The 23,641-nt window shown below is 70.1% G+C and carries 17 protein-coding genes; 1 reads left to right on the top strand and 16 read right to left on the bottom strand.

The annotated features are described in order from the left end of the window. The first annotated feature begins 91 nt into the window (after positions 1-91). Positions 92-2,395 (top strand): sensor histidine kinase, encoded by a 2,304-nt coding sequence (locus tag BOQ54_RS06740; RefSeq protein ID WP_071923573.1) that lies wholly within the window; start codon positions 92-94, stop codon positions 2,393-2,395. Positions 2,396-2,680: 285 nt separating this feature from the next. Here the strand turns inward: BOQ54_RS06740 and BOQ54_RS06735 are convergent, their stop codons facing one another. From BOQ54_RS06735 to BOQ54_RS06660, 16 genes are all read right to left on the bottom strand, one after another. Beyond that, positions 2,681-5,656, bottom strand: a complete 2,976-nt coding sequence (locus BOQ54_RS06735) for a bifunctional [glutamine synthetase] adenylyltransferase/[glutamine synthetase]-adenylyl-L-tyrosine phosphorylase (protein WP_071923572.1) — start codon at positions 5,654-5,656, stop codon at positions 2,681-2,683. 133 nt (positions 5,657-5,789) lie between these two features. Continuing rightward, a complete protein-coding gene (locus BOQ54_RS06730) occupies positions 5,790-7,181 on the bottom strand; it encodes an ATP-binding protein (RefSeq protein ID WP_071923571.1) in 1,392 nt (463 codons plus the stop codon). After that, positions 7,165-7,848, bottom strand: coding sequence for a response regulator transcription factor (locus BOQ54_RS06725; RefSeq protein WP_063187890.1), 684 nt, complete (start codon positions 7,846-7,848; stop codon positions 7,165-7,167). The genes BOQ54_RS06730 and BOQ54_RS06725 overlap by 17 nt, the downstream gene beginning before the upstream one ends. Before the next feature lie 123 nt (positions 7,849-7,971). Continuing rightward, a complete protein-coding gene (locus BOQ54_RS06720; protein WP_063187892.1) occupies positions 7,972-9,507 on the bottom strand; it encodes a Do family serine endopeptidase in 1,536 nt (511 codons plus the stop codon). 112 nt (positions 9,508-9,619) lie between these two features. Then, positions 9,620-10,792 carry a M20 family metallopeptidase gene (locus BOQ54_RS06715; RefSeq protein ID WP_071923570.1) on the bottom strand — a complete coding sequence of 391 codons (1,173 nt, stop codon included), beginning with the start codon at positions 10,790-10,792 and terminating at the stop codon, positions 9,620-9,622. A gap of 156 nt (positions 10,793-10,948) precedes the next feature. Next, complete coding sequence (locus tag BOQ54_RS06710) at positions 10,949-11,422, bottom strand: cytochrome c-type biogenesis protein (RefSeq protein ID WP_071923569.1); 474 nt, start codon at positions 11,420-11,422, stop codon at positions 10,949-10,951. Between the two features lie 4 nt (positions 11,423-11,426). Beyond that, positions 11,427-13,400: a heme lyase CcmF/NrfE family subunit gene (locus BOQ54_RS06705; protein ID WP_063187900.1), complete on the bottom strand. Its 1,974-nt coding sequence runs from the start codon at positions 13,398-13,400 to the stop codon at positions 11,427-11,429. Between the two features lie 6 nt (positions 13,401-13,406). Further along, entirely contained in the window at positions 13,407-13,886 is a 480-nt protein-coding gene (gene ccmE / locus BOQ54_RS06700; protein ID WP_071923568.1) for a cytochrome c maturation protein CcmE, read from the bottom strand. Then, the gene (gene ccmI, locus BOQ54_RS06695) at positions 13,883-14,989 is read right to left on the bottom strand and encodes a c-type cytochrome biogenesis protein CcmI (RefSeq protein ID WP_071923567.1); all 1,107 of its coding nucleotides are present in this window, start codon (positions 14,987-14,989) and stop codon (positions 13,883-13,885) included. Before ccmI ends, ccmE begins: the two co-directional genes overlap by 4 nt. 87 nt (positions 14,990-15,076) lie before the next feature. Further along, a complete protein-coding gene (locus BOQ54_RS06690; protein WP_063187904.1) occupies positions 15,077-16,459 on the bottom strand; it encodes an ATP-binding protein in 1,383 nt (460 codons plus the stop codon). A gap of 7 nt (positions 16,460-16,466) precedes the next feature. After that, positions 16,467-17,132: a response regulator transcription factor gene (locus BOQ54_RS06685; RefSeq protein WP_071923566.1), complete on the bottom strand. Its 666-nt coding sequence runs from the start codon at positions 17,130-17,132 to the stop codon at positions 16,467-16,469. A gap of 32 nt (positions 17,133-17,164) precedes the next feature. Next, positions 17,165-17,476, bottom strand: coding sequence for a PepSY domain-containing protein (locus BOQ54_RS06680; RefSeq protein WP_082464798.1), 312 nt, complete (start codon positions 17,474-17,476; stop codon positions 17,165-17,167). Positions 17,477-17,559: 83 nt separating this feature from the next. Continuing rightward, a complete protein-coding gene (locus tag BOQ54_RS06675) occupies positions 17,560-18,339 on the bottom strand; it encodes a glycoside hydrolase family 108 protein (protein WP_063187909.1) in 780 nt (259 codons plus the stop codon). Between the two features lie 34 nt (positions 18,340-18,373). Next, a complete protein-coding gene (locus BOQ54_RS06670) occupies positions 18,374-22,303 on the bottom strand; it encodes a baseplate multidomain protein megatron (protein ID WP_071923565.1) in 3,930 nt (1,309 codons plus the stop codon). Next, complete coding sequence (locus tag BOQ54_RS06665; RefSeq protein WP_071923564.1) at positions 22,303-22,746, bottom strand: NlpC/P60 family protein; 444 nt, start codon at positions 22,744-22,746, stop codon at positions 22,303-22,305. Before BOQ54_RS06665 ends, BOQ54_RS06670 begins: the two co-directional genes overlap by 1 nt. Continuing rightward, a complete protein-coding gene (locus BOQ54_RS06660; protein WP_071923563.1) occupies positions 22,743-23,636 on the bottom strand; it encodes a DUF2163 domain-containing protein in 894 nt (297 codons plus the stop codon). The genes BOQ54_RS06665 and BOQ54_RS06660 overlap by 4 nt, the downstream gene beginning before the upstream one ends. Positions 23,637-23,641 lie beyond the last annotated feature (5 nt).

The raw sequence follows: 23,641 nt of genomic DNA, 5'->3' as shown, positions 1-23,641 counted from the left end.
AAACGGCCCCTGCAGGATTCAGATGTAAGTGATTCGGTGAGATGCGGCACGTCTTCCCGATGAGACGTTTGGACTCCGAAGGGGGCATTCGATGGCGGGCGTCGACGCGACGTACGTGCCCGCGCGCGCGGGCACGATTCTCGGGATTGCGCGCTCCATAGCACATCCCGCCTATAGAAGGCTCGTTCTGGCGGAACCCTGGCTGCGCCTTGCCGTTCCGGCGCTGCTCGTCGTCTTTCTCGTCTCGCTGGTCACGGGAGCCTCGCTGCAGGCCGTCGACGCGCGCAACGAGGCACTCAACGACGCCGCCGCCGAAATTGACACGCTCGCCTCGCTCGCCGCGCGCGTGCTGAATGCCGAGATCGCCCGCGGCGACAGTCCTGCTGCGGCGCGCGATCTCGTCGCCGCCTTCGAGCGGCAGATCCCGGCGCCAATGATCGGGAACGGGCGCAGCCTCCTTCTCACCGACGCCACGGGCGCCCTGATCGGGGCCATCCCGGCCCAGCTTGCCACCGGCGAGCCGCTGGTCGATGTCCTTGGTTCGTCCCAACCCCTCACGACCTTCGCCGACCGGGCTGGCGTGCTGCGCCTGACCCTCCCCGGCGGCACCGATGCGCTCGCCACCGTGCGCAATCTCGGTGCCGGCGGCGGCCAGCTTGCGGTAGTGCAGCCCGTCTCGGGTGCACTTGCCCCCTGGCGGGCCCAGACCTGGGGCCAGATGACGCTGATCGCCGCCGCGGCCTTCGTGCTGCTCGCCATCTCCGCCGCCTATTTCATGCAGGCTGGCCGGGCCAAGGCCGCCGACGAGATCTGCGACAAGGTGAAGGAGCGGGTCGACGCCGCTCTCAATCGCGGCCGCTGCGGCCTGTGGGACTGGGACATCGCCCGAGGACGCATCTACTGGTCCGATTCCATGTATGCCATCCTCGGCTACCGCCGGCGCGACGAGTTCCTGTCCTTCGGCGAGGTCAACGGCCTCGTCCACCCGGACGACACGGATCTCTACGGACTCGCCGACATGCTGGCGGCCTCGCGCACCACGGCCATCGACCACGATTTCCGCATCCGAGCCGCGAACGGCGAGTGGGTGTGGATCAATGCCCGCGCCGAGATCGTCGACGGGGACCCGGCGGAGGGCCCGCATCTCGTCGGCATCGCCGTCGACATTACCGAGCAGCGCCGCCTCGCCGAGCGTACTGCGACCGCCGACATGCGCCTGCGCGATGCCATCGAGACCATCTCAGAGGCCTTCGTGCTGTGGGACGCCGACAACCGGCTCGTGATGTGCAACTCCAAGTTCCAGAAGCTGCACGGCCTGCCGGCGGACGCCGCCGCCGCCGGGCGCAGCTATGCCGAGATCATGGATGCGAGCCGCCCGCCCGTCGTCACCACCCAGGCCCTGACGGGCGAGCAGGCAAATATCGGCGCGCGCAGCTTCGAGGCGCGCCTCGCCGACGGACGCTGGCTGCAGATCAACGAGCGCCGCACGAAGGACGGCGGCTACGTCTCGGTCGGCACCGACATCACGGCCCTGAAACGCCACGAGGAGAAGCTGCTCGATTCCGAGCGGCGGCTCATCGCCACGGTGATGGACCTCAAGCGATCCCGCCAGAAGCTCGAGGTCCAGGCCCAGCAGCTCGCCGACCTCGCCGAGCGCTACCTCGAGCAGAAGGCCCATGCGGAGGGCGCCAACCGCGCCAAATCCGAGTTCCTCGCCAACATGAGTCACGAGTTGCGCACGCCGCTCAACGCCATCATCGGCTTCTCCGAGATCATGGAAAGCGGCATCTTCGGCGCTCTCGGCAACGAGAAGTACACGGAGTACTGCCACGACATCCGCCAGAGCGGCCAATATCTGCTCGCCGTCATCAACGACATTCTCGACATGTCGCGCATCGAGGCCGGCCGCCACAAGCTGGAGAAGGAGCGCATCGCCCTCGACAAGGTGATGACGGAGGCCGTGCGCTCGGTGGCGGAGGCCGCAGAGGCGAAGAACATCGTGCTCGACCTCGAGACGCTGCCGGCCCAGACGCTCGACGCCGACCCGCGGGCGCTGCGGCAGATACTCGTCAACCTGCTGCGCAACGCGGTCAAGTTCACGCCGGAGGGAGGCCGGGTGGCGTTGCGCGCGCGCAGCGCGGCGCAGGCCGTCAACATCTATGTCGAGGACAACGGCATCGGCATCCCGGGCGAGGCCATCGGCAAGCTCGGCCAGCCCTTCACCCAGGTCGAGACCGAATACAGCAAGACCTACAAGGGCTCTGGCCTCGGCCTTGCCATCGCCCGCTCGCTGACGGAACTGCACGGGGGCGCCCTGCGCATCCGCTCGACCCCAGGTTCCGGTACCATCGTCATGGTGCACCTGCCCCAGGCGGAGCAGCGCAAGGCGGCGTGAGGCGGAGGAAAGGCCCCTCGCGGGGCCCGCGCCGTCTCGCCCTGCCGGTCAGGCGGCTGTCCGCTGACGGACACGGAAGGTAGAAACGGAGCGGGGAGCCGAACGGAAAACAGCAACGCGCAACCTCTCCACGTCATGGCCGCGCTTGTCCCGGTCATCCACGCCTTTTGGCCTGGCGCAATCGTCCCGGCGTGGATGCCCGCGACAAGCGCGGCCATGACGCGGGGAGAGGTGGCGCTTCACGGCCGTGCAGCGGCTCGCCCGGTCCGCAAGTGGGGGAGCGTCCTACCCCTTCGCCTTGCGGGACTTCGCCTTGCCGCCGGCGCCCAGAAGTTCGTTGAAGGTGGCGCGCACCTGGCGGCGCGTGTCGTCGAGCGTCCGGGCCAGCACCTTCTGGTCGGGCAGGCCAACGGCCGTGGCGATGCGCTTCTGGATCGCCGGGGCGACGGCCTTGGGGTCGAAGCGGCCCTCCACCGTCAGGCGCTGCCAGTGGAAGACGCTCGACAGAAGGTCGTAGGCGGGACGCAAGACGTCGGCGTGGTCCGGCGCGATGAAACCCTTCTCGGCTGCGCGGGCAAGGACATGGGCCGAGCCGGGCACGATCAGGGCCGGCTCCGTCGCCGCATGGGCCAGCATCAGGAACTGGGCGATGAACTCGATGTCCACCAGGCCGCCCGCGGCGAGCTTGAGGTCACCCGGGTCGTCCTCCCCCTTCTCCTCGGCGATGAGGGCGCGCATCTCGCGGATGTCGGTGGCGAGCTTCTCGCGATCGCGCGCCTCGCTCAGCACCGCCGTGATCGCTTCCTCCACATCGGCCGCGAGGGAGGCGTCTCCGGCGATGACGCGGGCCCGCGTCAACGCCATGTGCTCCCAGGTCTCAGCCTCGTTCTTCTGATAGGCGAGGAAGCCATCGAACTGCGTCGCGACGGGCCCCTTGCGACCCGAGGGGCGCAGGCGCATGTCGACCTCGTAGAGCCTGCCGCGCCTCGTCGGCACGGTCAGCGCGCTGACGAGGCGCTGGGTCAGGCGGCTGTAGTAGACGACGGCATCGAGAGGCCGGCGGCCGTCGCTCTCCCGCCTCTCGGCATCGAAATCGTAGATGACGACGAGGTCGAGATCGGAAGCGGCTGTCATCTCGCGCGCCCCAAGGCGGCCGAGGCCGACGACGACCGCGCGCCCGCCGGGCACCTTGCCATGCTCCTCCTCAAAGGCGGCCTGCGCGGCCTCGAGGCTGAGGCGCACCGCGGCCTGCGCCACGGCCGCGAAGGCCTCCCCGGCGCGCGGCGGCGACAGGATATCGGAGAGGAAGCGCGCGCCGACGAGGAAATTCTCCTGCCGCACGGCCTCGCGCAGCCGGTCGAGAAAATCCTCGTAGCTCGCCGGCTTGCCGAGGAGGCCGCGCAGGCGCGCCTCGATCGCCGCCTCGTCGCTCGTCGGATCGAGGAACGTCGGGTCGATGACGGCATCGAGCACGTGCGGGCTGGCGGAGACGACCTCGGCAAGCCGCGGGGCGCCGCCGAGAAGATCGGCAAAGAGACGCAGCAGCCGCTCGTTGGAGCGGAGCATGGAGAGAAGCTCGACGGCGGCCGGCATGCGGCCGAAGGCCTCGTCGAGCGCCGCCAGCGCCGCATCCGGCGCCGCCGTCTGGCCGAGCGCGGTCAGGAGCGCCGGCGTCAGTTCCGTCAGCACCTCGCGCGCGCGGGCGCTGGTGACGGCGGAGCGGCGGCCGAAGTGCCAGCCACGCACGGTCTCCGCGACGCGCGGCGGATCGGAGAAGCCGAGCCGCCGCAGGGTCTCGAGTGTCTCGGGGTCGTCGCTCGTGCCGGTGAAAACGAGGCTGCCGGCCTCCGCCGCGAGTTCCGGCCCCTCCTCGAACAGCATGGCATAGTGGCCCTGCACCTTACGCGCATGGGCTGTCAGCGCCTCGCCGAAAGCTTCCACGGTCGCAAAGCCGCAGAAGCGAGCGACGCACGCCAGCGCCTCGGCGTCGTCCGGCAGGCGCTGCGTCTGTTCGTCCGCCACCATCTGCAACCGGTGCTCGACGGTGCGCAGGAAAATATAGGCCGCCGCCATGTCGTCGCGCGCCTGGGGCGTGATCCACTTCTCCTCGACAAGCGCATCGAGCACCTCGAGCGTGCGGCGCCCGCGCAGCGAGGGGCGGCGTCCGCCGAAGACGAGCTGCTGCGTCTGCACGAAGAACTCGATCTCGCGGATGCCGCCGCGGCCGAGCTTGATATCGTGGCCGGCGACCGCAATGGCCTCATGGCCGCGCACGGCATGGATCTGCCGCTTCATCGCGTGGATATCGGCGATGGTGGCGAAGTCGAAGTACTTGCGCCAGACGAAGGGTCGCAGGTCGGCGAGGAAGCGCTCGCCGAGCGCGATGTCGCCGGCCACCGGCCGCGCCTTGATGAAGGCCGCGCGCTCCCAGTTCTGGCCGACGCTCTCGTAATAGGAGAAGGCGGCCGGAAGCGACACGGCAACGGCCGTCGAGCCGGGATCGGGTCTGAGGCGCAGGTCGACGCGGAAGACATAGCCGTCGCCGGTGCGCTCCTGCAGGATCTTCACGAGCCCCTGTGTCAGGCGCACGAAGAAGGGCGCCGGCTCCAGCCCCTCGCGCAGCGGCGCCTCGGGATCGAAGAAAACGACGAGGTCGATGTCGCTCGAATAGTTGAGTTCCCGCGCCCCGTGCTTGCCGAGCGCCAGCACGACGAAGCCCGGCCCCTCCCCGTCCGCTGCCGTAAGGCGTCCGGCCTGCCGCGCCTCGCGCAGGAGGAAGGCGACCGCCGCCGCGACGCAGGCATCGGCGAAATCGCTGAGCGCGCGCGTGACCTCCGGCAGGCGCCACAGGCCACCGCAATCGCACAACGCGACGAAGAGCGCGAACTCAGCCCTGAGGCGCCGGAGACGGCGCATGATGTCCGCGACCTCCTCCGCCTCCTCCCCGGCACGCTGCACATCGGCGAGGATGCGTGCGCGGATCGCGTCCGGGGGGCCCTCGATCAGGGCCAGGAACCGCTCGGGCTTCGTCGTCGCGAGCCGCCAAAGGAAGGGCGAATAATCGGCGAAGGCGGCGGTGAGGCTCGCAAGCTGCGGATGCGCATCGAGGAGACGGCCAAGGGCGGCGGAGGTGGCGTCCCCGTCGAGGAGGTCGGCGGCGATGCGTGCAACGGCCGGCTTGCCGGGCGGAGCCGGCAGGCAGCGGGCCATGGCTGCGAGAGGCGTTGCTTCCTGCCCTGTCACGTTCTGTTTCTTGCCCATTTTATAACCGGTGTTGAGAGCGACATTTCAGTGCTCGTCATGGCCGGGCCTGTCCCGGCCATCCACGCCCTCGACGTCGTGCGAGCGTCACGGCGTGGATGTCCGCGACAAGCGCGGGCATGACGGCCTGCCTTCATCCCTCGTTTTTCGCCAGCGGCAGCGCGAGGACGGCCCGCAGGCCCGGCCCGTTGTCCTCGAGGCGCAGCGCGCCCGCGTGCAGGCGCGCGACGGCCGAGGCGAGGCTGAGGCCGAGGCCGAAGCCCGGCTTGGAGCGCGCGCTTTCGAGACGCGCGAAGCGCTCCAGCACCCGTTCCCGCTCCCCTTCCGGAATGCCCGGGCCCCGGTCGCTCACCGCGATCTCCACCATGCCGCCGCGGCGCCGGGCGGTGATCTTCACCTCCGGCGTCGTCCGACAGCTTGTGCCGTATTTGAGGGCATTGTCCATCAGATTGGCGACGGCCTGGCTGATGAGCTCACGATTGCCTCTGACCGGCAGGTCGGGCTCGATCGCGGCAACGAGCGGCATGCCCGCCTCCTCGGCGAGCGGCTCGTAAAGCTCCGCCAGGCTGCCGGCGATCTCGGCCGCATCGAAACCGTCCATCGCGGCATTGGCATTGCCCGCCTCGAGCCGCGCGATCATCAGGAGCGCGTTGAAGATGCGGATGAGATTGTCCGATTCGTCGATGATGCCTTCGAGCGCGGTGGCATATTCGTCCAATGAGCGCGCCGTGCGCAGCGCTTCCTCCGCCCTGTTGCGCAGGCGCGTCAGCGGCGTCTTGAGGTCGTGGGCGATGTTGTCCGACACCTCGCGCATGCCGGCCATCAACTCGCCGATGCGGCCGAGCATGTCGTTGAGGTTCTGCGCCAGGCGGTCGAGTTCGTCGCCGGTGCCGGTCACAGTGAGTCGCCCGTCGAGGTCGCCCTCCATGATGGTGCGCGTCGTCTCCGTCATCGCATCGACGCGCTTGAGCACGCGGCGTGTGATGAACCAGCCGCCAAGGCAGGCGAGCACGGTCACGAGGCCGATCGAGAGAACGAGCGCGCGGCGGATGACAGCCTGCAACTGCAGCCGCTCCTCGAGGTCGCGGCCGACCAGCAGGCGAAAGCCCCCGGGCAGCACATAGACGCGCACGAGGGCCCGGAACTCCCTGTCGCCCGTCTCGTCGCTGCGCCGGTAGGCGATCTCGCGCGAGCCAGGCTCGTCGAGAATGCCGAAGGGCACTTCCACCACGTTGCCTGCCAGCCGTTCGCCGGCCATGGTCGTGACGAGATAGAGGGAGGCGCTCGGCGCGCGCGAGCGCCGGTCGATGATGTTGACGAGCCGGCGTATGCCGCCGATGCGGTACTGCTCGGCAAGGCCCTGCAGTTCGGCGTCGATGGTGCCCTGGATCTGGTCGTCGAGCACACGTCGGGCATTCCAGGCCACATAGCCGAGGACGAAGCCGGCGAAGAGGACGAAGACGAGGAGATAGGCCGCCGACAGCTTGAAGGCCGTCGTGCGGAAGAGCTTACCGAGCCCCGTCACGGATCATGTATCCCGCTCCGCGCACCGTCTGGATCAGCGGCACGTCCTGTCCCTTGTCGATCTTCGCGCGCAGGCGCGAGACGTGCACGTCGATGACGTTCGTCTGCGGGTCGAAGTGATAGTCCCACACGTTCTCGAGCAGCATGGTGCGCGTCACCACCTGGCCGGCGTGCTTCATGAGATATTCGAGCAGGCGGAACTCGCGCGGCTGCAGTACGATCTCCTGCCCGGCGCGGGTTACCCGATGCGACAGGCGATCGAGTTCGAGGTCGCCGATCTGGTAGCTCGTGGGCTCGCCGTTCGCCCCCTTGCTGCGACGGGCGAGAACCTCGACGCGCGCCAGCAGCTCGGAGAAGGCGTAGGGCTTCGGCAGGTAGTCGTCGCCGCCGGCGCGCAGGCCCTTGACCCGGTCGTCCACCTGTCCGAGAGCGGAGAGGATGAGCACAGGCGTATCCACCTTCTGCTCGCGCAGGGAGCGGATGAGCGACAGCCCGTCGAGCTTCGGCAGCATGCGGTCGACGACGAGGACGTCGTAGCCGCCCTCGCGCGCCATGGCATAGCCATCGAGGCCGTCGGCCGCATGGTCCGCCACGTGGCCGGCTTCCCGGAAAGCCTTGACCATGTAGGCGCCGGCCTCCTGATCATCTTCGATGACGAGAATCTTCATGGCGCTCATGGTAGCAACTCCGCAACGCAAACGGCAGGCCGGACGCGGGGGTGTCCGACCTGCCGCCATGCGAGGAGGAGCGACGGGCCCGTGGCGACAGGCGGCCCGCGGCCCTCCCCGAATTCAGGCAAGGGGCAGCGCGACGAAGCGGGCGCCACTCGCCGTCTCGACCTGCATCAGCACGGCTTTGCGCCCCTCCTTGCGCAGCTCCGTGACCGCCTGCCGCACGTCCTGCGGCGTCTCGACCTTCTTGCCACCGACGGTAACGATGACGTCTCCGGTGCGCAGACCGCGCTCCTCGGCCGGGCTGCCGGGCTCGACCCCGACGACGACGACGCCGTCCTTGTCGACGCCGTCGACCGAGCCCGAGGGCGCCAGCGAAAGACCGAGCCTTCCGGCCTGCTCCTCGCCGCTCTCGGCGCTCGCGGTCTTCTCGCCGGGCATCGTCGCCAGCGTGACGGAGATGTCGCTCTTCTTGCCGCCGCGCCAGACGGTGATGTCGACCGTCCGCCCCGGCGCGAAGCCGGCAATGTCGCGGGCGAGCTCGCGGGCGTTCTTCACCTCCTGCCCATCGACGGCGAGGATGGCGTCACCCGACTTGATGCCGGCCTTCGCGGCGGGGCTGCCGTCCTCGACGCGGGCGACGATGGCGCCCTTGGCCTCCTTGAGGCCGAGCCCTTCGGCAATGCCCTCGTTGATCGGCTGGATCTGCACGCCGAGGTAGCCACGGCGCACCGTGCCGTGGTCCTTGATCTCGGCGACGACCTTCTGCACCGTCTCGGCGGGGATGGCGAAGGCGATGCCCACGTTGCCGCCCGACGGCGAAGCGATGGCCGTGTTGACGCCGACAACCTCGCCGGATGTGTTGAAGGTCGGCCCGCCGGAATTGCCGCGGTTGACGGCCGCGTCGACCTGCAGGAAGTCGTCATAGGGGCCGGCGCCGATATCGCGCCCGCGGGCCGAGACGATGCCGGCCGTCACCGTGCCGCCGAGGCCGAAGGGATTGCCGACGGCGAGCACCCAATCACCCACGCGGGGCGTGCCGCTGGCGAAGCTGACGTAGGGGAACTTGCCGCCCTCGTCCACCTTGAGCAGCGCCAGGTCGGTCTTGGGATCGGTGCCGACCACCTTGGCCGAATAGGTCTTGCCGTCGTCAGTCTGGATCTCGACCTCGCGGGCCTTTTCGACAACGTGATTGTTGGTGACGACATAGCCGTCGGCCGAGATGAAGAAACCGGACCCCTGTGCCTCGCCGAAGCGGCGCGGCGCCGGGCGCTGACCGCGCTGGTCCTCCTCGCCGAAGCGGCGGAAGAAGCGCTCGAAGGGACTGCCCTCGGGCAGGCCGAACTGGCGCAGGTCGAGCCCTTCGGCGCTCGCGCCCTCGACCGCGACCTTGACGCGCACCGACACGACGGCCGGCTTCACATGGTCGACGACGTCGGCGAAGCCGGCAGGATTGGCGGTCGGCACCTGGGCCGACAGGTTCTGCGCATAGGCCGGCGCCGGGCCGACGTCGAAGGTGCTCTGCAGCAGCGCACCGGTCGACAAGGCGCCGAGCGCTACGGCACCCAGCAGCATCGACACGCGCCGGCTGGCGCGCTTCGGCGACTTGATGCGGGCCTTCAAGGCTTCGCTGTGGTCATTCTCGTGCATGGCCATCTCCGTTGGCGAACTTTCGGGCCGAACCCGTTATCGCCGCCGACGATGGCTCGCCGCGCCTTACGACAGCCTCACGAGCGCATGAAAACTTCGTAATGGAGGCGGGAGGCCCTCAGCGACCCGCTTCGCAACGCAGCACCGCGCGCGCCAGCGCCTGGGCACGCGGCACGAGCGAGGCCACCTCCATGTATTCTTCCGGGGAATGGGCCTTGCCGCCCACCGGGCCGAGACCGCACAGCGTCGGCGTGCCGACCGCGGCCGAGAAGCCGGCGTCGGAGCAGCCGCCGGTGAACTCGCCGTCGACGTGAAGGCCGGAATCCGCTGCGGCGGCCTTGTAGGTCGCCATCATGCGCTCGCTCTCGGGCGAGGCGACGAGCGGCAGGAAGTCCCCGCGCGTCGTGAAGCGCGCGTGGGTACCGGGAATGGTGGAAGCCGCGACGATCCGCTCGACCGCCGTAACGAGCGCCGCGCGCTGCTGCGGCGTCACATAGCGCAGATCGACCTCGGCCTCGGCGAAAGGCGCCGTCGTGTTGACGGACTGGCCGCCGCGCACGGTACCCACGTTGACGGTGATGCCGGCCTCGAGATCCGTCAGCGCATGCAGCGCAACGATCTTGTGGGCGAGCTCGCCGATGGCGCTCGCACCGTCGGCGAAATTGGCGCCCGAATGGGCCGCCTTCCCGAAGACTTCGAGATTGAGGAAGATGCCGCCCTTGCGGCCGCTGACGATGTTGCCGGAGGCGCGGCCCGGCTCGCCGTTGAAGGCGGCGCGCGCGGCGGCCGCCTCCTCCTCGATGATCGGGCGCGAGAAGGGCGAGCCGATCTCCTCGTCACCCGTCATCAGCGCCACCACCGGGCCGGGGGCAGCGTCCTGCGCCGCAAGCGCGGCGAGGACGAAGGCATTGACGACGAGCCCGCCCTTCATGTCGGCGACACCCGGACCATAGGCGCGACCGTCGACGATCCTGAACGGCCGGCGCCCCGCCTCACCCTTCGGGAAAACCGTGTCGCGGTGCCCCATGAGGAGGACGGGCTTGAGATTGCTGCCGGGGCTGGCGAGCTCGGCGCGCAGGGCGTCGCCATAGGTGTCGCCGCGCCGCCAGGACGTCGGGATGCCATGATCCGCGAAGAAGCGGGCGAAGCGCTCGCCGACCGCATCGACGCCGGCCTTGTCGTAGCTGCCGCTGTCGATGTTCACCACCTCTTCGAGGAGGGCGAGCATCTCGCCCTCCCGCTCCGCCAGCCAGCGGCAGACGGCCTCCTCGGCCTCGGTGCCTCGCGTCATCGCTCCACCCCCGTCAGCGGTGCCGCGCGAGGTGAATCACGCAGCCGGTCAGGGGCGGCAGCATGCGCCATCGCGCCCGCCGGCGCATCTGCCGACAGCGCATGGCGAGGGCCGGGGCCATTCGGGAGAGGATGAGCGCGGGCTCCGCGTCCGCGGTCACAGGTCCTTGTCGCGCCCCTCGAGGAGAGCGGCGAGCCGGGCTTTTTCCTCGTCGCTGAGCGGCGCCGTGGTCGAGACCTCCACGCGTCGGCGGCGCGCCGCGATGGCGATCGCCACAATGCCGGCGAGGAGCACGAGGAACGGCCCGCCCCACAGCAAAGCGGTCTGCCAGTTGACCGGCGGGCGCAGCAGCACGAAATCGCCGTAGCGCGCCACGACGAAGTCGCGCACCTCGCGATCGCTGTCGCCGGCGGTGAGGCGCTCGCGCACGAGGATGCGCAGGTCACGCGCGAGCGGCGCATCGGAATCGTCGATCGACTGATTCTGGCAGACGAGGCAGCGCAGCTCGGCGGAGATCGCCCGCGCCCGCGTCTCGAGCGCCGGATCGCGCAGCACCTCGTCCGGCTGCACCGCGAGCGCGGGCAGCGACAGGGCGAGAGCGACGACGAAGGCAGGCAGGAGGCGCCGCATCGCCCTACTCCGCCGGAACGAGCCGACCGCGCGCGGCAACGGGCGCGGCGACGCGCAGGCGCCGGTCGGTCAGGGACAGAAGCCCGCCGAGAGCCATGATCACGGAGCCGAGCCAGACGAAGATGACATAGGGCTTCCAATAGATGCGCACGCCCATGCCGCCGGAAGGCTGCGGCTCGCCGAGGCTGACATAGAGCTGGCTCGGCCCGAGCGTCATGATGCCGGCCTCGGTCGTCGGCATGCCGCGCGTCACGTAGATGCGCTTCGAGCCCTCGAGCGTGCCGATGATACGCCCGTCCCTGAGGACCGTGAAGCGCGCCACGTCCTCGCGGTAGTTGTGGGCGGTGCGCGGGAAGATGGCGTCGAGCCGCAGGGTATAGGCGCCGGCGTTGACGAGATCGCCGCGATTGACCACGGCCAGCGTCTCGGTGCTCCAGGCCTGGGCGGCGATGCCGAGCACGGTGATGCCGACGCCGGCATGGGCGATGGCGGTGCCCCAGGCCGAGCGCGGCAGGCCGGCGGCACGGCGCAGCATGACGCCGGGCGCGACCCGGCCGCCGCCAGCGCGGTGGTAGATGTCGACGGCCGAACCGGCGAGGAGATAGACACCGAGCCCGATGCCGAGGAGGGCGAGCACCGGTCCGCCGCGGACGAGCGCGAAGATGATGAGCGCCCCGGCAAGGCCGGCGGCATAGGCGGCCCACAACCGCTGCACCGTGCCGAGCAGGTCCCCCCGCTTCCAGGCGATCGTCTGGCCGATCGGGATGAGCGCGAGGAGCGGCATCACAATCGGCAGGAAGGTCGCGTTGAAGAAGGGCTCGCCGACCGAGATCTTGGCGCCCGTCAGCGCCTCGAGCGCCAGCGGATAGAGCGTGCCGATGAACACGGTGGCGCAGGCGGTGACGAGAAGGAGGTTGTTGGCGACGAGCGCGCCTTCACGCGAGATCGGCGCAAACAGCCCGCCCTGGCGCAGGAGCGGCGCGCGCCAGGCGAAGAGGGCGAAGCCGCCGCCGATGAAGACGACGAGAATGGCGAGGATGAAGGCGCCGCGCGTCGGGTCCGTGGCGAAGGAGTGCACCGAGGTCAGCACACCCGAGCGCACGAGGAAGGTGCCGAGCAGCGACAGCGAGAAGGTGAGGATGGCGAGAAGGATCGTCCAGATCTTCAGCGCATCGCGCTTTTCCATCACGATCGTGGAATGCAGGAGTGCCGTGCCGGCAAGCCACGGCATCAGCGAGGCGTTCTCGACCGGATCCCAGAACCACCAGCCGCCCCAGCCGAGCTCGTAATAGGCCCAGTAGGAGCCCATGGCGATGCCGAGCGTGAGGAAGACCCAGGCCGTGAGCGTCCAGGGCCGCACGGCACGCGCCCAGACGGCGTCGATCCGCCCCTCGATGAGCGCCGCGAGCGCGAAGGCGAAGGAGATCGAGAAGCCGACATAGCCGATGTAGAGCAGCGGCGGGTGAATGGCGAGGCCAAGGTCCTGCAGGATCGGGTTGAGGTCCTGCCCCTCGAACGGAGCCGGGTTCAGCCGCAGGAAGGGATTGGAGGTGAACTCGACGAAGGCGAGGAAGGCGAAGGCCACCGCCCCCTGCACGGCGAGCGTCAGGTGGCGCAGGCGTGACGGCACGGCCCGGCGCGACAAGGCGACCATGGCGCCGAAGAGGGTGAGGATCAGCACCCAGAGCAGCATGGAGCCCTCGTGGTTGCCCCACACGCCCGTGAGCTTGTAGATGAACGGCTTCAGCGAGTGCGAGTTCTCGACGACATTGACGAGCGAGAAATCCGAGGTCGCATAGGCATAGGTGAGCGCGGCGAAGGCCAGCGTCACGCAGGCGAAGGCGCCGAGCGCCGCCGGCGCGGCGATGGCCGCGAGCGCCTCGTCCCGCACCGTGGCCGCCCACAGCGGCATGAGGAACTGCACGAGCGAGAGCCCAAGGGCGAGGGTCAGCGCGTAGTGCCCTGCTTCGACGAACATCGGCCCTCACTCACTCGCGACGGTCGCACCGCCACCTTGCGCATCCGTCTTGCCGCCGTGCTGCCACAGCCCCTGCGCCTTCAGGCTGTCGGCGACCTCCCGCGGCATGTAGTTCTCGTCATGCTTGGCGAGCACGCTGTCGGCCCGGAACAGCCCCGCGCTCTCGAGCACGCCTTCGGTCACAACGCCCTGCCCTTCGCGGAAGAGATCCGGCAGCAGCCCCGTGTAGCGCACGGTGATGCTGCGGTTCATGTCGGTGACGGCAAAGGTCACGTTCTGACCTTCGCCCTTCTCGACCGAACCCTCGGCGACGAGCCCGCCGAGACGCAGGCGCGTGCCCGGCGCCACCGTCTTGGTCTCCAGATCCGTCGGCGAATAGAAGAACACGATGTTGTCGCGCATGGCGAACAGCACGAGCCCGAGCGCCACCCCAAGCACGGCGAGAGCGGCTGCGATAAGCGTGAGCCGTCGTTGCTTGCGAGTCACTGTGCTGCTCCGGTCGCATCGGTTTCAAGTGACAGCTGGCGCGCCAGCGCCGCCAACATATCGAGCGAGGCAGGGTCGGCCGCAAGCTGGCGGCGCGCCTTGGCAAGCGCCTCGCGGGCCTTCTCGTGCTCGCCGAGAACGACATAGGAGCGCACGAGCCGCGCCCAGCCGGCCGCGTCCGATCCGTCGGCGTCGAGGCGCGCGGCGAGCCCCTCCACCATGCCGCGGATGGCGAGCGCCTGCTCGCCCTCAGGCAGGGACGTGATCGCGCTCGCGCCCTCGCTCATCGACAAGGCCGCGAGCCGCTGCTCGACGGCGCCGCGCCAGGACGCGTCGGCCGGCGCATCGGCCAGGAGCTTCCGTAACATATCGATCGCCTTGGCGTTGTCGCCGTCCTGGCCCGTGGCGACGGCGAGGTAATACCGCGCCTTGGCATTGGCAGGATCGAGCACGAGCGCCCGCTCGAAGGCTGCGCGGGCCCGTGCGTCGACGATGCCGCCGGCCTCGGCCGTCACGGCCTCGCCGAGATCGGTCAGCCGCGCCGGGCTTTCCCCCAGGATATCAAGGGCGGACTGATAGGCGCGCACGGCATCGCCGAAGCGCCCGGCCCGCAAATAGACCGGCGCCAGTACCTCCCAGCCGCGGCCGTCGCCCGGATGCTGCGCAAGATGTGCCTCGATCTTGGCAACCGCCGCGCCAACGTCGAGCTGGCCGCCGTCCATCCGCGCGGCACGCGGCGCCTGAGGCAGGTGCGGCGAGCCCATGGCCCCATAGATGGCGAGCGCAAGAAGCGGGATCGTGGACAAGGCGATGGCCGAGGCGGCGCGGCGCCGGCGCAGGGCGGGCTCGCCCTCCGGGCCGCTGCGTCCCTCAGCGCGCGCCGCCCGCAGCAGGCGCCGGCCGATCTCGGCGCGCAGCGCCTCTGCTTCACGCTCGGAGACGAGGCCGGCTTCACGGTCGCGTTCGAGGTCCGCCATCTGCTGGCGAAAGAAAGCGGTATCGCCGGTCTCGACCGCGACGGCCGCTTCGGCGCGCGACAGCGGCCACAGCACCGCGAGCACCGCCGCGCCGGTCATCAGGGCAAAGATCAGCCAGATCAACATGGGCATTGTTTAGCGCAAGGCCCGGGGCCCGCTCATGTCACGATACGGCGACATAAGGTCACGCGGCGGGTGCGGCATTGATCGGCCTCAAATGCGCGGGAGCCGCAGGCTGGCGCGCAGGCCACCTTCCGGCGCCACGCCCAGCTCCAGAGCACCGCCGTAGAGCCCCGCCAGCTCGCTGACGATGGCAAGGCCGAGGCCGGACCCCGGCTTGCTCTCGTCGAGCCGGCGGCCGCGCTGCACGGCGGCCTGCCGCTCGGCCTCCCCAAGGCCCGGACCGTCGTCGTCGACGACGATCAGCATCACCGGCGGCTCGCTGTCCGGTACCGCGCTCGCACCGATCCGGACCCGTCCGGCCGCCCATTTGCAGGCGTTGTCGGCAAGGTTGCCGACCATGTCCTCTAGGTCCTGCCGCTCACCGCGGAAGCGCAGGCCGGGCGCAACTTCAAGCGCGAGAGAAAGCCCGCGCCGTTCGTAGATACGCTCCAAAGCCCGCACGAGGCCGGCGACTGCCGGCTGGACCTCCGTCACCGTGCCGAGCGTGCCGGCGAGCGCTGCCGCGCGCGCGCGCTCGAGGTAGTAGTTGACCTGGTCGCGCATCACGAGGGCCTGCTCGCGCACCTTGGCGGCCAGCGCGTCGTCCCGGACGTCGGCCTCGTTGAGGATGACGCTGAGCGGCGTTTTCAGGGCGTGGGCGAGGTTGCCCACCTGCGTGCGCGCCCGCTCCAGAATCTCGCGGTTGCTGTCGATAAGAAGGTTGAGCTCGCCGGCAAGTGGCGCGATATCGTGCGGGAAGGTGCCCGCAATGCGCTCCGCCTCCCCGCGGCGGACGGCGCCGACGGCGCGGCGCAACCGCACGAGCGGGCGCAGGCCGTAGCGCACCTGGAGCAGCGTCGTGAGCCCGAGAACGAGCGCGAGCGTGAGGAACGTGGCAGCCACGACGATTTCGAAGCTGCGGATATCGGCCTCGATGGCATCGGCGGGCGCCGCCACCGCGACGAGAAAGCGCTCGCCCTCGCCGAGGTCGATGACGCGCTCGACCGCCCGCAGCCGGCGCCCGTCCACACCGTCGTAATAGGCCTCGCGCGCACCGCCCTCCCGCGCGGGGGCCCCGAGTTCGGCGAGCGGCGGCAGCCTGCTGCCGAAGAGGGACTTGGAGGCGCGCATCTCCCCCTTGCCCTCCGGATCGACGCGCGTCACCTGCCAGTACCAGCCGGAGAGCGGCAGGTCGAAGCGCGGCTCGCCCAAGGTGCCGAGCGACTTATCGTCGAGCGGCTCGGGACCGGCAAGGTCGGCGACGATATCGGTGAGATAGACCTGCAGGCGCTCGTCGAAGGCTCGCTCGCTGGTGCGGCGATAGACCTGCGACAGCGCCAGGCCGCCTAGGAGCAGGACAAGGACCGTCCACAGCGCTCCGAAGAGCAGCAGGCGCGCGGCGATGGAGCGGCGTTCGAAGAAGCCTGCCGGCACGGGGCGGCTACTCCGCCGGCGGCTCGAGCCGGTAGCCGAGCCCCCGCACCGTCTGGATGACATCGACGCCGAGCTTGCGCCTGAGGCGGCCGATGAAGACCTCGATCGTGTTGGAATCGCGGTCGAAATCCTGGTCGTAGAGGTGCTCGACCAGCTCGCTGCGCGACACCACGCGCCCCGTGTGATGCATGAGATAGGCGAGAAGGCGGTATTCGTGCGAGGTCAGCTTGACGAACTCGCCATCGACCGTCACCCGGCTCGCCCGCGTGTCGAGGCACACGGGCCCGCAGACGATCTCGCTCGAGGAATGGCCCGCAGCGCGACGCAGGAGGGCCCGGACCCGAGCAAGCACCTCCTCCATGTGGAAGGGCTTCGTCACGTAATCGTCGGCGCCGGCATCGAAGCCCTGGACCTTGTCGCTCCAGCGGTCGCGGGCGGTCAGGATCAGCACGGGCATGTCGCGACCGGCCTGCCGCCATTTCGTCAGCACCGACTGGCCATCGAGCTTCGGCAGGCCCATGTCGAGGATGATGGCGTCATAGGGCTCCGTCTCGCCGAGGAAGAGGCCCTCCTCGCCATCATAGGCCCGATCGACCGCATAGCCCGCCTGCACGAGCGCATCGGCGAGTTGCCGGTTGATGTCCCTGTCGTCCTCGACAACCAAGAGCCGCACGCGCGCCCTCCCATCAACAAGCCCGCCGACGCTCAGCGCCCTTCCAGAACCCTGCCGCTGCCGCCGTCAACCACGATTCGCGCGACGCGGCCGTCGCGGCGCAGAACCGAGATCCGGTAGACATAGCTACCGCCCTGCCGGCAGAGCTCGGCCCTGACGACCTCGCCACCCGAAGCCGCGTCACGCGCGGCGGACACGGCCCGGGGCGGCGCGACCACCCCCCCCTGTGCCACGGCGGTGCGCGTCTCCTCCGGCGACAGGCACGTGCCCTGAGCCGCCGTTTCGGACGAGGCGAGTCCAGCAACAAGCACGCTCGCGGCAAAGATGGTCCTAGCTCCCCACATGGCGCCGAAATATGGCGGCCAAGGCCTGAACATTCCCTGAATGCATGGCCGCCACGGACCGATCCGGCAGCGCCGGATCGGCCTCATCGTTCGAGGCGATTGGTTGCCATAACGCGGAAGACGGTGGACGCCACGAAGCTGACGCCGGCGACGATCTGAAGGAGCGCGTCGGTCAGCGCACCGGTGTCGACGCCATCCGTTTCAACTCCGAAGAGCGACAGGAGGATGGCAGCCATGCCGACGGCATTGGCCCAGACCGTGCGGCTCGTGAAGATCGATTTCGTATCGGACATGTCGCTTCCTTTCCTTGCTGGGTGACTGGGTATCGTGCCAGGCCCGACGTCGGCCTGCGTGGCAAGCCGCTTCGCCCGCTCCTCGACGCGCTCGACCCGGCGGCGCCAGCCGCGGCCGAAGACGTGGAAATGGCGCAGCCGCTCCAGAAAGCCGAGGCGCGCGGCGCAGTAGCGCTCGATGAGAAGGTGCGGCACCTGCGCCTCGACCGCCGCGAGCGTCACCGGCCCGATGCGGCCGTCCACGGTGACGCCCGCTGCCTGCTGCAGCAGGCGGACAGCGCGGGCGGGGCCGGAGTTGACGGCGGTGTCGAAGACAGCGAGATCGATGCCGGCGGGCAGTTCGTCGGCGCGCACGGCGTGCCAGTAGTGCTCGCGGTAGATCACCGCCGCCTCGTGCCGGGTCAGCGCCATCACCTCGGCAATGGCGACATCACGGCCGCGCGCCCGTTTCAGCGCCGCCCGCGTGATGCCGAACTTGGTGGCGCCGCCGGGATCGAACGGATGGTTGACGTAGCCTCCCTCGAAGCCGAGGACGGCCTCGAGGGCTTCGTCGAAACTCGCGATGGCCATGGCCGTATCTCGCAAAAGGCGGTCCCGGGAAAGCTCAGCGCACGTCGATTTCGCCGCGCCGGGCAAAGCCGCGGCCGACGACGGCGCTGAGCTGGGCGACGGCGATATCGAGACGGTGCTGAGGACCGCCGAAGTCCGCCAGTTCCTGCTCCGCCGCGTAGAAGACACGCTGCTCGGCTGTGCGCAGTCGGCGCACGAGTTCGCCATCCCGGAACAGGTCGATCTCGTAGGCCTCAACATCCTCGCCGAGCGGCACCTCGACGAGTTCCCACCCGTCGCCGTTGGAGCGCGTGCGCCTGATGAAGGAGATCACGATACCCTCGGCCATGCGCCGCGCCTTCAGGTGCACCGGCGCTAAGGGCCGCAGCGCGAGATCGGTCGCCCCCGCGCCGAAGGCAGCATAGGCAGGATCGCCGTGATCGAGCGTTGCCGGGCCGGCGCGGTAGTAGGCAAAGCGGCCAATGTCATCGAGGCGGCTCGTCAGCGGCACGAGGGCACGATCGAGGAGCACGACCGTCGCGCCAGCAGGCACGGTCCTCGCCGCCAGAAGGTCGGAGCCGGCGAGCCCGCGCAGGAGACGGCCGACGCGGTAGACGTCGGCATCGATGAGCTCGACATCGGCCGCGGCGATGATCTCCCAGGCACCATCCGGGCCGCGCACGGCCATGAGGTTCGCTCCGGACAGGGCCGCGCCTTCGCCGACGCTGGTGAGGACGCCCCCGCCGAGCCGCATGGTCAGCCGGTTCTGCCGGTCCCAGCGCCAGACCGGGCCGGCCGGCAGCGGGTCGATCGTCTCGCCGATGACGGCAGGAAGATCCGCCGCCAGGTGTGGCGCAAAGCTCGCTCCGTCGCTCGACCGCCAGACGGCCACCTGCCCCGGCCACGGATCGGCGACGGCGGCGAGATATTGCAGAACCGGCGGGTCCTGCATCGCCGCCGGCAGGTCGAGCACCACGACATGCGGTCGGCCGGGCAGCACCGGCGGCGGTTTTCCCGGCAAGGGCTGGAAGACGGCCGGCAGGGAGAAGACGGATGGCTCCAGCCTACGGGCCGCCGCGCGCCGGGCCGTGCCGTCTGTGAGCCTGGTGATCTGGTAGGTGCGCGGCGCCGGCGCCGTCGGCAGGGCGACGATATCACCGACTTCGAGGCCGGCGAGCCGCGGCGAGAGCGAGAACTCCGCGCTCTCGCGCCCCACCCACAGGTCCTGCAGCCAGACCTCGGCGAGGCGGGCCGCTTCGCTTGCGCGCGTGACCAGCGCCAAGTCCGCGCTCGCCTCGCGCTCACTTTCCCCGGCAAGCCGGCGCGACCGGGCGGCAGCACGGCGGAAGTCGCGCTCGCTGTCGCTATAACCAATACGCACCTCGCGCGGCAGTTCCGTCTCCTGCTGGCGGTGCAGGACGATGAGGGCGCCGTTCTCGTCCGGCACCAGATCGTCTTCCCCGAGGGTCGCCGCCACGCGACGCGCATGCATAGCGAAACGCAGCACGCCGCCGCTCGCCAGCGCATCGAACCCGAAGGCCTGCGCCAAAGGCTCCAGCACCTGCCGGGCCGCCATCGTCCGGTCCACCACATAGCCGTCGACCATGCCGTCGATGTCGAGCCGCTGCGGCAGATCGACGGAGAAGTCGCGCAAAACGGCGGCGACGAGCCGGTCGAGCGGCACGCTCTCCAGCCGTCCCGTCAGCCAATGGCCGGTCTGCCAGTTGTGCCCGTCGGACCAGACGCCGGTGAGTTCGGGAAAGGCGGGGAAAGGCCGCGCGTCCCAGGCCCAGACGAAGGCATGGCCGGGCGCGACCATGGTGCCGCCATAGACCGGCGAGAGCGGGTTGGCCTCTCCCGGCGCGCCATAGACGGCGAGCATCGCCTCGACCCCGCGGACCTGGATGAGGTCGTCGCGCCCGCCCGAGGAGAACGGCGGGCGCCCGCCGTCGATGGACTTCGGATCGGGAAAGACGTTCGGCGCATTGGTGCCCTTGTCGACGGCGGGGACGCCGAGCTCCGTCAGCCAGACGGGCTTGGCGCCCGGCTGCCAAGCGGTGCGGCCGGTCTCGACGCCATTGACGCGCTCGACGTGTTCATTCGCCCACCAGCCGGCCAGATCCTTCTGCCGGAACAGCCACGGCTTGCCGTAGGCGCCGTCCGTGATGGGGCTGCGGCGCTGGGAGATGCGATCCGCCTCGCTCGCGTAATACCAGTCGTAGGCCTCGCCGGCGGTGAGCCGTCCGCGCAGGTAGTCGCGGTCATAGATGGCACGCGCCTCTCCCGCGTCGGCATGGTCGGTGCCGTCGCGCCAGTCGCTCAGCGGCGGGTAGAAATCGATGCCCACCGCGTCGATGGCGGGCGAGGCCCAGAGCGGATCGAGCGGGAAGCGCACCTCCCTGCCGTCGTCGCGCACATGGGCGCCGTATTCCGTCCAGTCGGCCGCATAGGTGATGGCGGTGCCCGGACCGACGACCGCGCGCACCGCTTCGGCCAATGCGATCAGCGCGGATGTCGCCGGATAGTGGCCCGAGGCGGCGCTCAGCCGCGTCAGGCTCACGAGCTCCGAGCCGATGACGAAGCCGTGGACGCCGCCCGCCGCCACCGCGAGATGGGCATAATGCAGGATCTGCCGGCGCAGGGACCACTGCGGCGGCCCTTGGTAGGAGATGACGTCTCCCGAACGGGTGAAATGCTGCGGCTGGGCATGGCCGAAGAAGGCCTGAACCTGTGCCGCGACGGCGGGGCCGCCGTCCGGCGATCCCGGCCGGCCCGGGGCCGGGTGGCACGTGAGGCGCCCGCGCCAGGGATAGGCCGGTTGCCCGGCGGCGCCCGTCCAGGGATCGGGCAGGCCGTTGCCGGCCGGCACGTCCATCATGATGAACGGATAGAGCACGACCTCGAGACCGCGCGCCTGGAGGTGACGGATGAGGGCGATCACACTGTCGTCCGACGGCGTGCCGCCATAGGCCGGCCGGCCGTTCACATGGCTGACAAGACGCGCCGCCTCGCGCGTGAGCGAAGAGACCCGCCACGGGAGCTGGCCGCGCCCGTCCTCGGTCGCCTTGGCCGCCGTCTCGACGCGCGGCGCAATGGTGCAGGAGCCTACGCGCAGGTCGTCGCCGAACCAGCTGACGACGAGCGCGACGCGCTCGAGGTTGGGGCACAGCGCTGTCAGCATGTCGAGCGAGGCGACCACATCCACGCTGTTCATCAGCTGGTGGCGGTTCTCCGAGCGCGACGCGCCGAAGCCGAGCACCTGCGTGACATGGCCCGGCATGTAGCCGAACTCGCTCGCCCCCGGGATGAGGTTGACCGCCCGGATGGCGCTGCCGAGCCCCTCGACCGGCCGCACCACCTCGAAGGAGAATTGCGGAATGCGGTTGCCGTAGGCAGCGAGCGACAGGTGGTCGAAGACGACATAGGCAAGGCCGCGGTAGGCGGGCGCGTTCGCCGCGCCTTCCTTGGCGATGATGAGCGGATCGGGCGTCTGGCTCTCGCTGCCGCGGTGGACGCGCATGTTGACCCGCGTGAGGTCGATCTCCTTGCCGTCCGCCCAGGCGCGGCGAATGTAGGCGACAGGCCCCTCGCACAGGCCGATCGCGATATTGGCGTAGTAGCTGTAGGTCGTCTCGATCGTTGTCGTCTTCGGGGGCGACCCCTTGCCGCCGGACGAAGGGGTGCGCGTCACGGTGGTGACGGCCTCCTCCTTCAGGCGTGTGGCCCAGATGAGCTGGCCACCGACGCGGGCGCGGCCATAGACGCGGGGGATGGGCGCGCCTTCCGTCGAGGTGATGCCGTCGACATCCTGAAGGCGCGGCCCTTCGACGACACGCCGGGTACCGCCGCCGGTGCGCGAGAGGAGCGCACCGTCGATGGCGGCCCCGGCGAGGCCGCCGAGCGCCCGCCCGACCATGGCGCCGACGGGCCCGCCGACGAGCCCGCCCAGAGCGGCGCCAGCAACCTGCAGGATGATGGTGGCCATCAGTCGGTCACTCCTGGAAAGCGGAAGGCGAAGGCGAGATGGCGCCGCCACCAGCCGCTCAGCGGCACCTCGGCGACGGCGGCGCCGTCATGGGCATGCACCATGCCCGCCGCACCCGTCACGATGGCCGCATGCTTGGCCGGCAGATGCGCGCGCCAGCGAAACAGGAGGACATCGCCCGCGCCGGCATCCGCGGGGGCGATGCGGACGAAATGACGCTCGCCGGCCTCGGCCATCATCTCGCGCAGGCCGGCCTCGGCCCAGTCGGGCGTATAGGGCGGCACCGCCTCCGGTTCCGGGCCTATCACTTCGCGCCAGACACCGCGCACGAGGCCGAGGCAATCGCAGCCGATGCCCTTGAGCGATGCCTGGTGGCGGTAGGGCGTGCCGATCCAGCCGCGCGCCGCGGCGACGATGGCGGCCCGGGCGACGCCCCCGCTCATCGAAAGAAGCTCCCGCCGTCATGCCCCTCGCCCTCGCGCGGATAGGTGACGACGAAGTCGTTGCCCGGCATGTGGGGGAAACCCCGGAAGTTGACGGTGTTGGAGAAGCGGTCCCGGCAGGTGGCATGGCGCTTGTCGCAGCCCGCTGTCACCGTGAAGGCGTCGCCCTCGCCGATGGTCGCAGGCGCCGCGTGCCAGAGCGTCAGGAGATGCCCCCCCTGGTCACGGCGATGGTGCTTGACCTCCACGGCGGCACCGGCGTTGGCGCCGCCCGTCCAGACCAGCCGCCCGCCGGTGAACCAGCCGTCGGCATGGTCGCCGAGGTCGCGCGCCTGCACCACGAGGCGCCCGTCCGTCGCCGTCACGGCGCCTTCGGCCCGGAAGGCCGGCAGGGTCAGGTCGACGCCGCAGCGGGCGTCGCCGAGATCGGCGGCGCAGGCGAGCGAATAGAGCCGCCCTTGGGGCTGATCGAGGCGATGCATGATGCCGCGCAGTTCGGCGAGAAAGGCATGGTCGGTGCGCTTGATCTCGCCGATCGAGGCGACGTCGACGAGGAGGCGCTGCGCCTCCGGATCGGCCCAGTTGACGAGCCAGGTCTCGACGGTGGCATCGTCATAGAGCCCGCCGACGATATCGGCCTCGGTCAGCGACACCGCGCTCAGCGCGCCGGCGACCTCGCTCGTCGCGACGGCGAAGCCGAGCTCCGCCGAGACTTCGGACGGCTCGAGCCCGCTGCGCGCCGCGAAGGTGACACCGCCGAAGGCGAGATCGCGGTCGTGATCCGTGAAGCCGAAGACGGCACCGTCGCGGCGCAGCAGCTTCCAGCAATGGCTGAGCGTCGTCGCGCTCGCCGCAAGATGCTCGGCGAACGCGGGGTCGATGTCGCGCATGGCAA

It is taken from the genome of Chelatococcus daeguensis (assembly GCF_001887265.1).
GTDB classification, from domain to species: Bacteria; Pseudomonadota; Alphaproteobacteria; order Rhizobiales; family Beijerinckiaceae; genus Chelatococcus_A; species Chelatococcus_A sambhunathii.
The sequence above is the reverse complement of the archived record's forward strand: the minus strand, read 5'-3'. Positions and strand labels throughout refer to the sequence as shown.

Coding starts and splice junctions, on each gene's coding strand:
- BOQ54_RS06725 (WP_063187890.1), bottom strand. CDS start 7,848: ATGAAGATTCTCGTCATCGAAGATGATCAGGAGGCCGGCGCCTACATG.
- BOQ54_RS06665 (WP_071923564.1), bottom strand. CDS start 22,746: ATGAGCGGGGGCGTCGCCCGGGCCGCCATCGTCGCCGCGGCGCGCGGC.
- BOQ54_RS06740 (WP_071923573.1), top strand. CDS start 92: ATGGCGGGCGTCGACGCGACGTACGTGCCCGCGCGCGCGGGCACGATT.
- ccmI (WP_071923567.1), bottom strand. CDS start 14,989: ATGTTGATCTGGCTGATCTTTGCCCTGATGACCGGCGCGGCGGTGCTC.
- BOQ54_RS06710 (WP_071923569.1), bottom strand. CDS start 11,422: ATGCGGCGCCTCCTGCCTGCCTTCGTCGTCGCTCTCGCCCTGTCGCTG.
- BOQ54_RS06670 (WP_071923565.1), bottom strand. CDS start 22,303: ATGGCCACCATCATCCTGCAGGTTGCTGGCGCCGCTCTGGGCGGGCTC.
- BOQ54_RS06660 (WP_071923563.1), bottom strand. CDS start 23,636: ATGCGCGACATCGACCCCGCGTTCGCCGAGCATCTTGCGGCGAGCGCG.
- BOQ54_RS06735 (WP_071923572.1), bottom strand. CDS start 5,656: ATGGGCAAGAAACAGAACGTGACAGGGCAGGAAGCAACGCCTCTCGCA.
- BOQ54_RS06705 (WP_063187900.1), bottom strand. CDS start 13,400: ATGTTCGTCGAAGCAGGGCACTACGCGCTGACCCTCGCCCTTGGGCTC.
- BOQ54_RS06720 (WP_063187892.1), bottom strand. CDS start 9,507: ATGGCCATGCACGAGAATGACCACAGCGAAGCCTTGAAGGCCCGCATC.
- BOQ54_RS06675 (WP_063187909.1), bottom strand. CDS start 18,339: ATGGCCATCGCGAGTTTCGACGAAGCCCTCGAGGCCGTCCTCGGCTTC.
- BOQ54_RS06715 (WP_071923570.1), bottom strand. CDS start 10,792: ATGACGCGAGGCACCGAGGCCGAGGAGGCCGTCTGCCGCTGGCTGGCG.
- BOQ54_RS06680 (WP_082464798.1), bottom strand. CDS start 17,476: ATGTGGGGAGCTAGGACCATCTTTGCCGCGAGCGTGCTTGTTGCTGGA.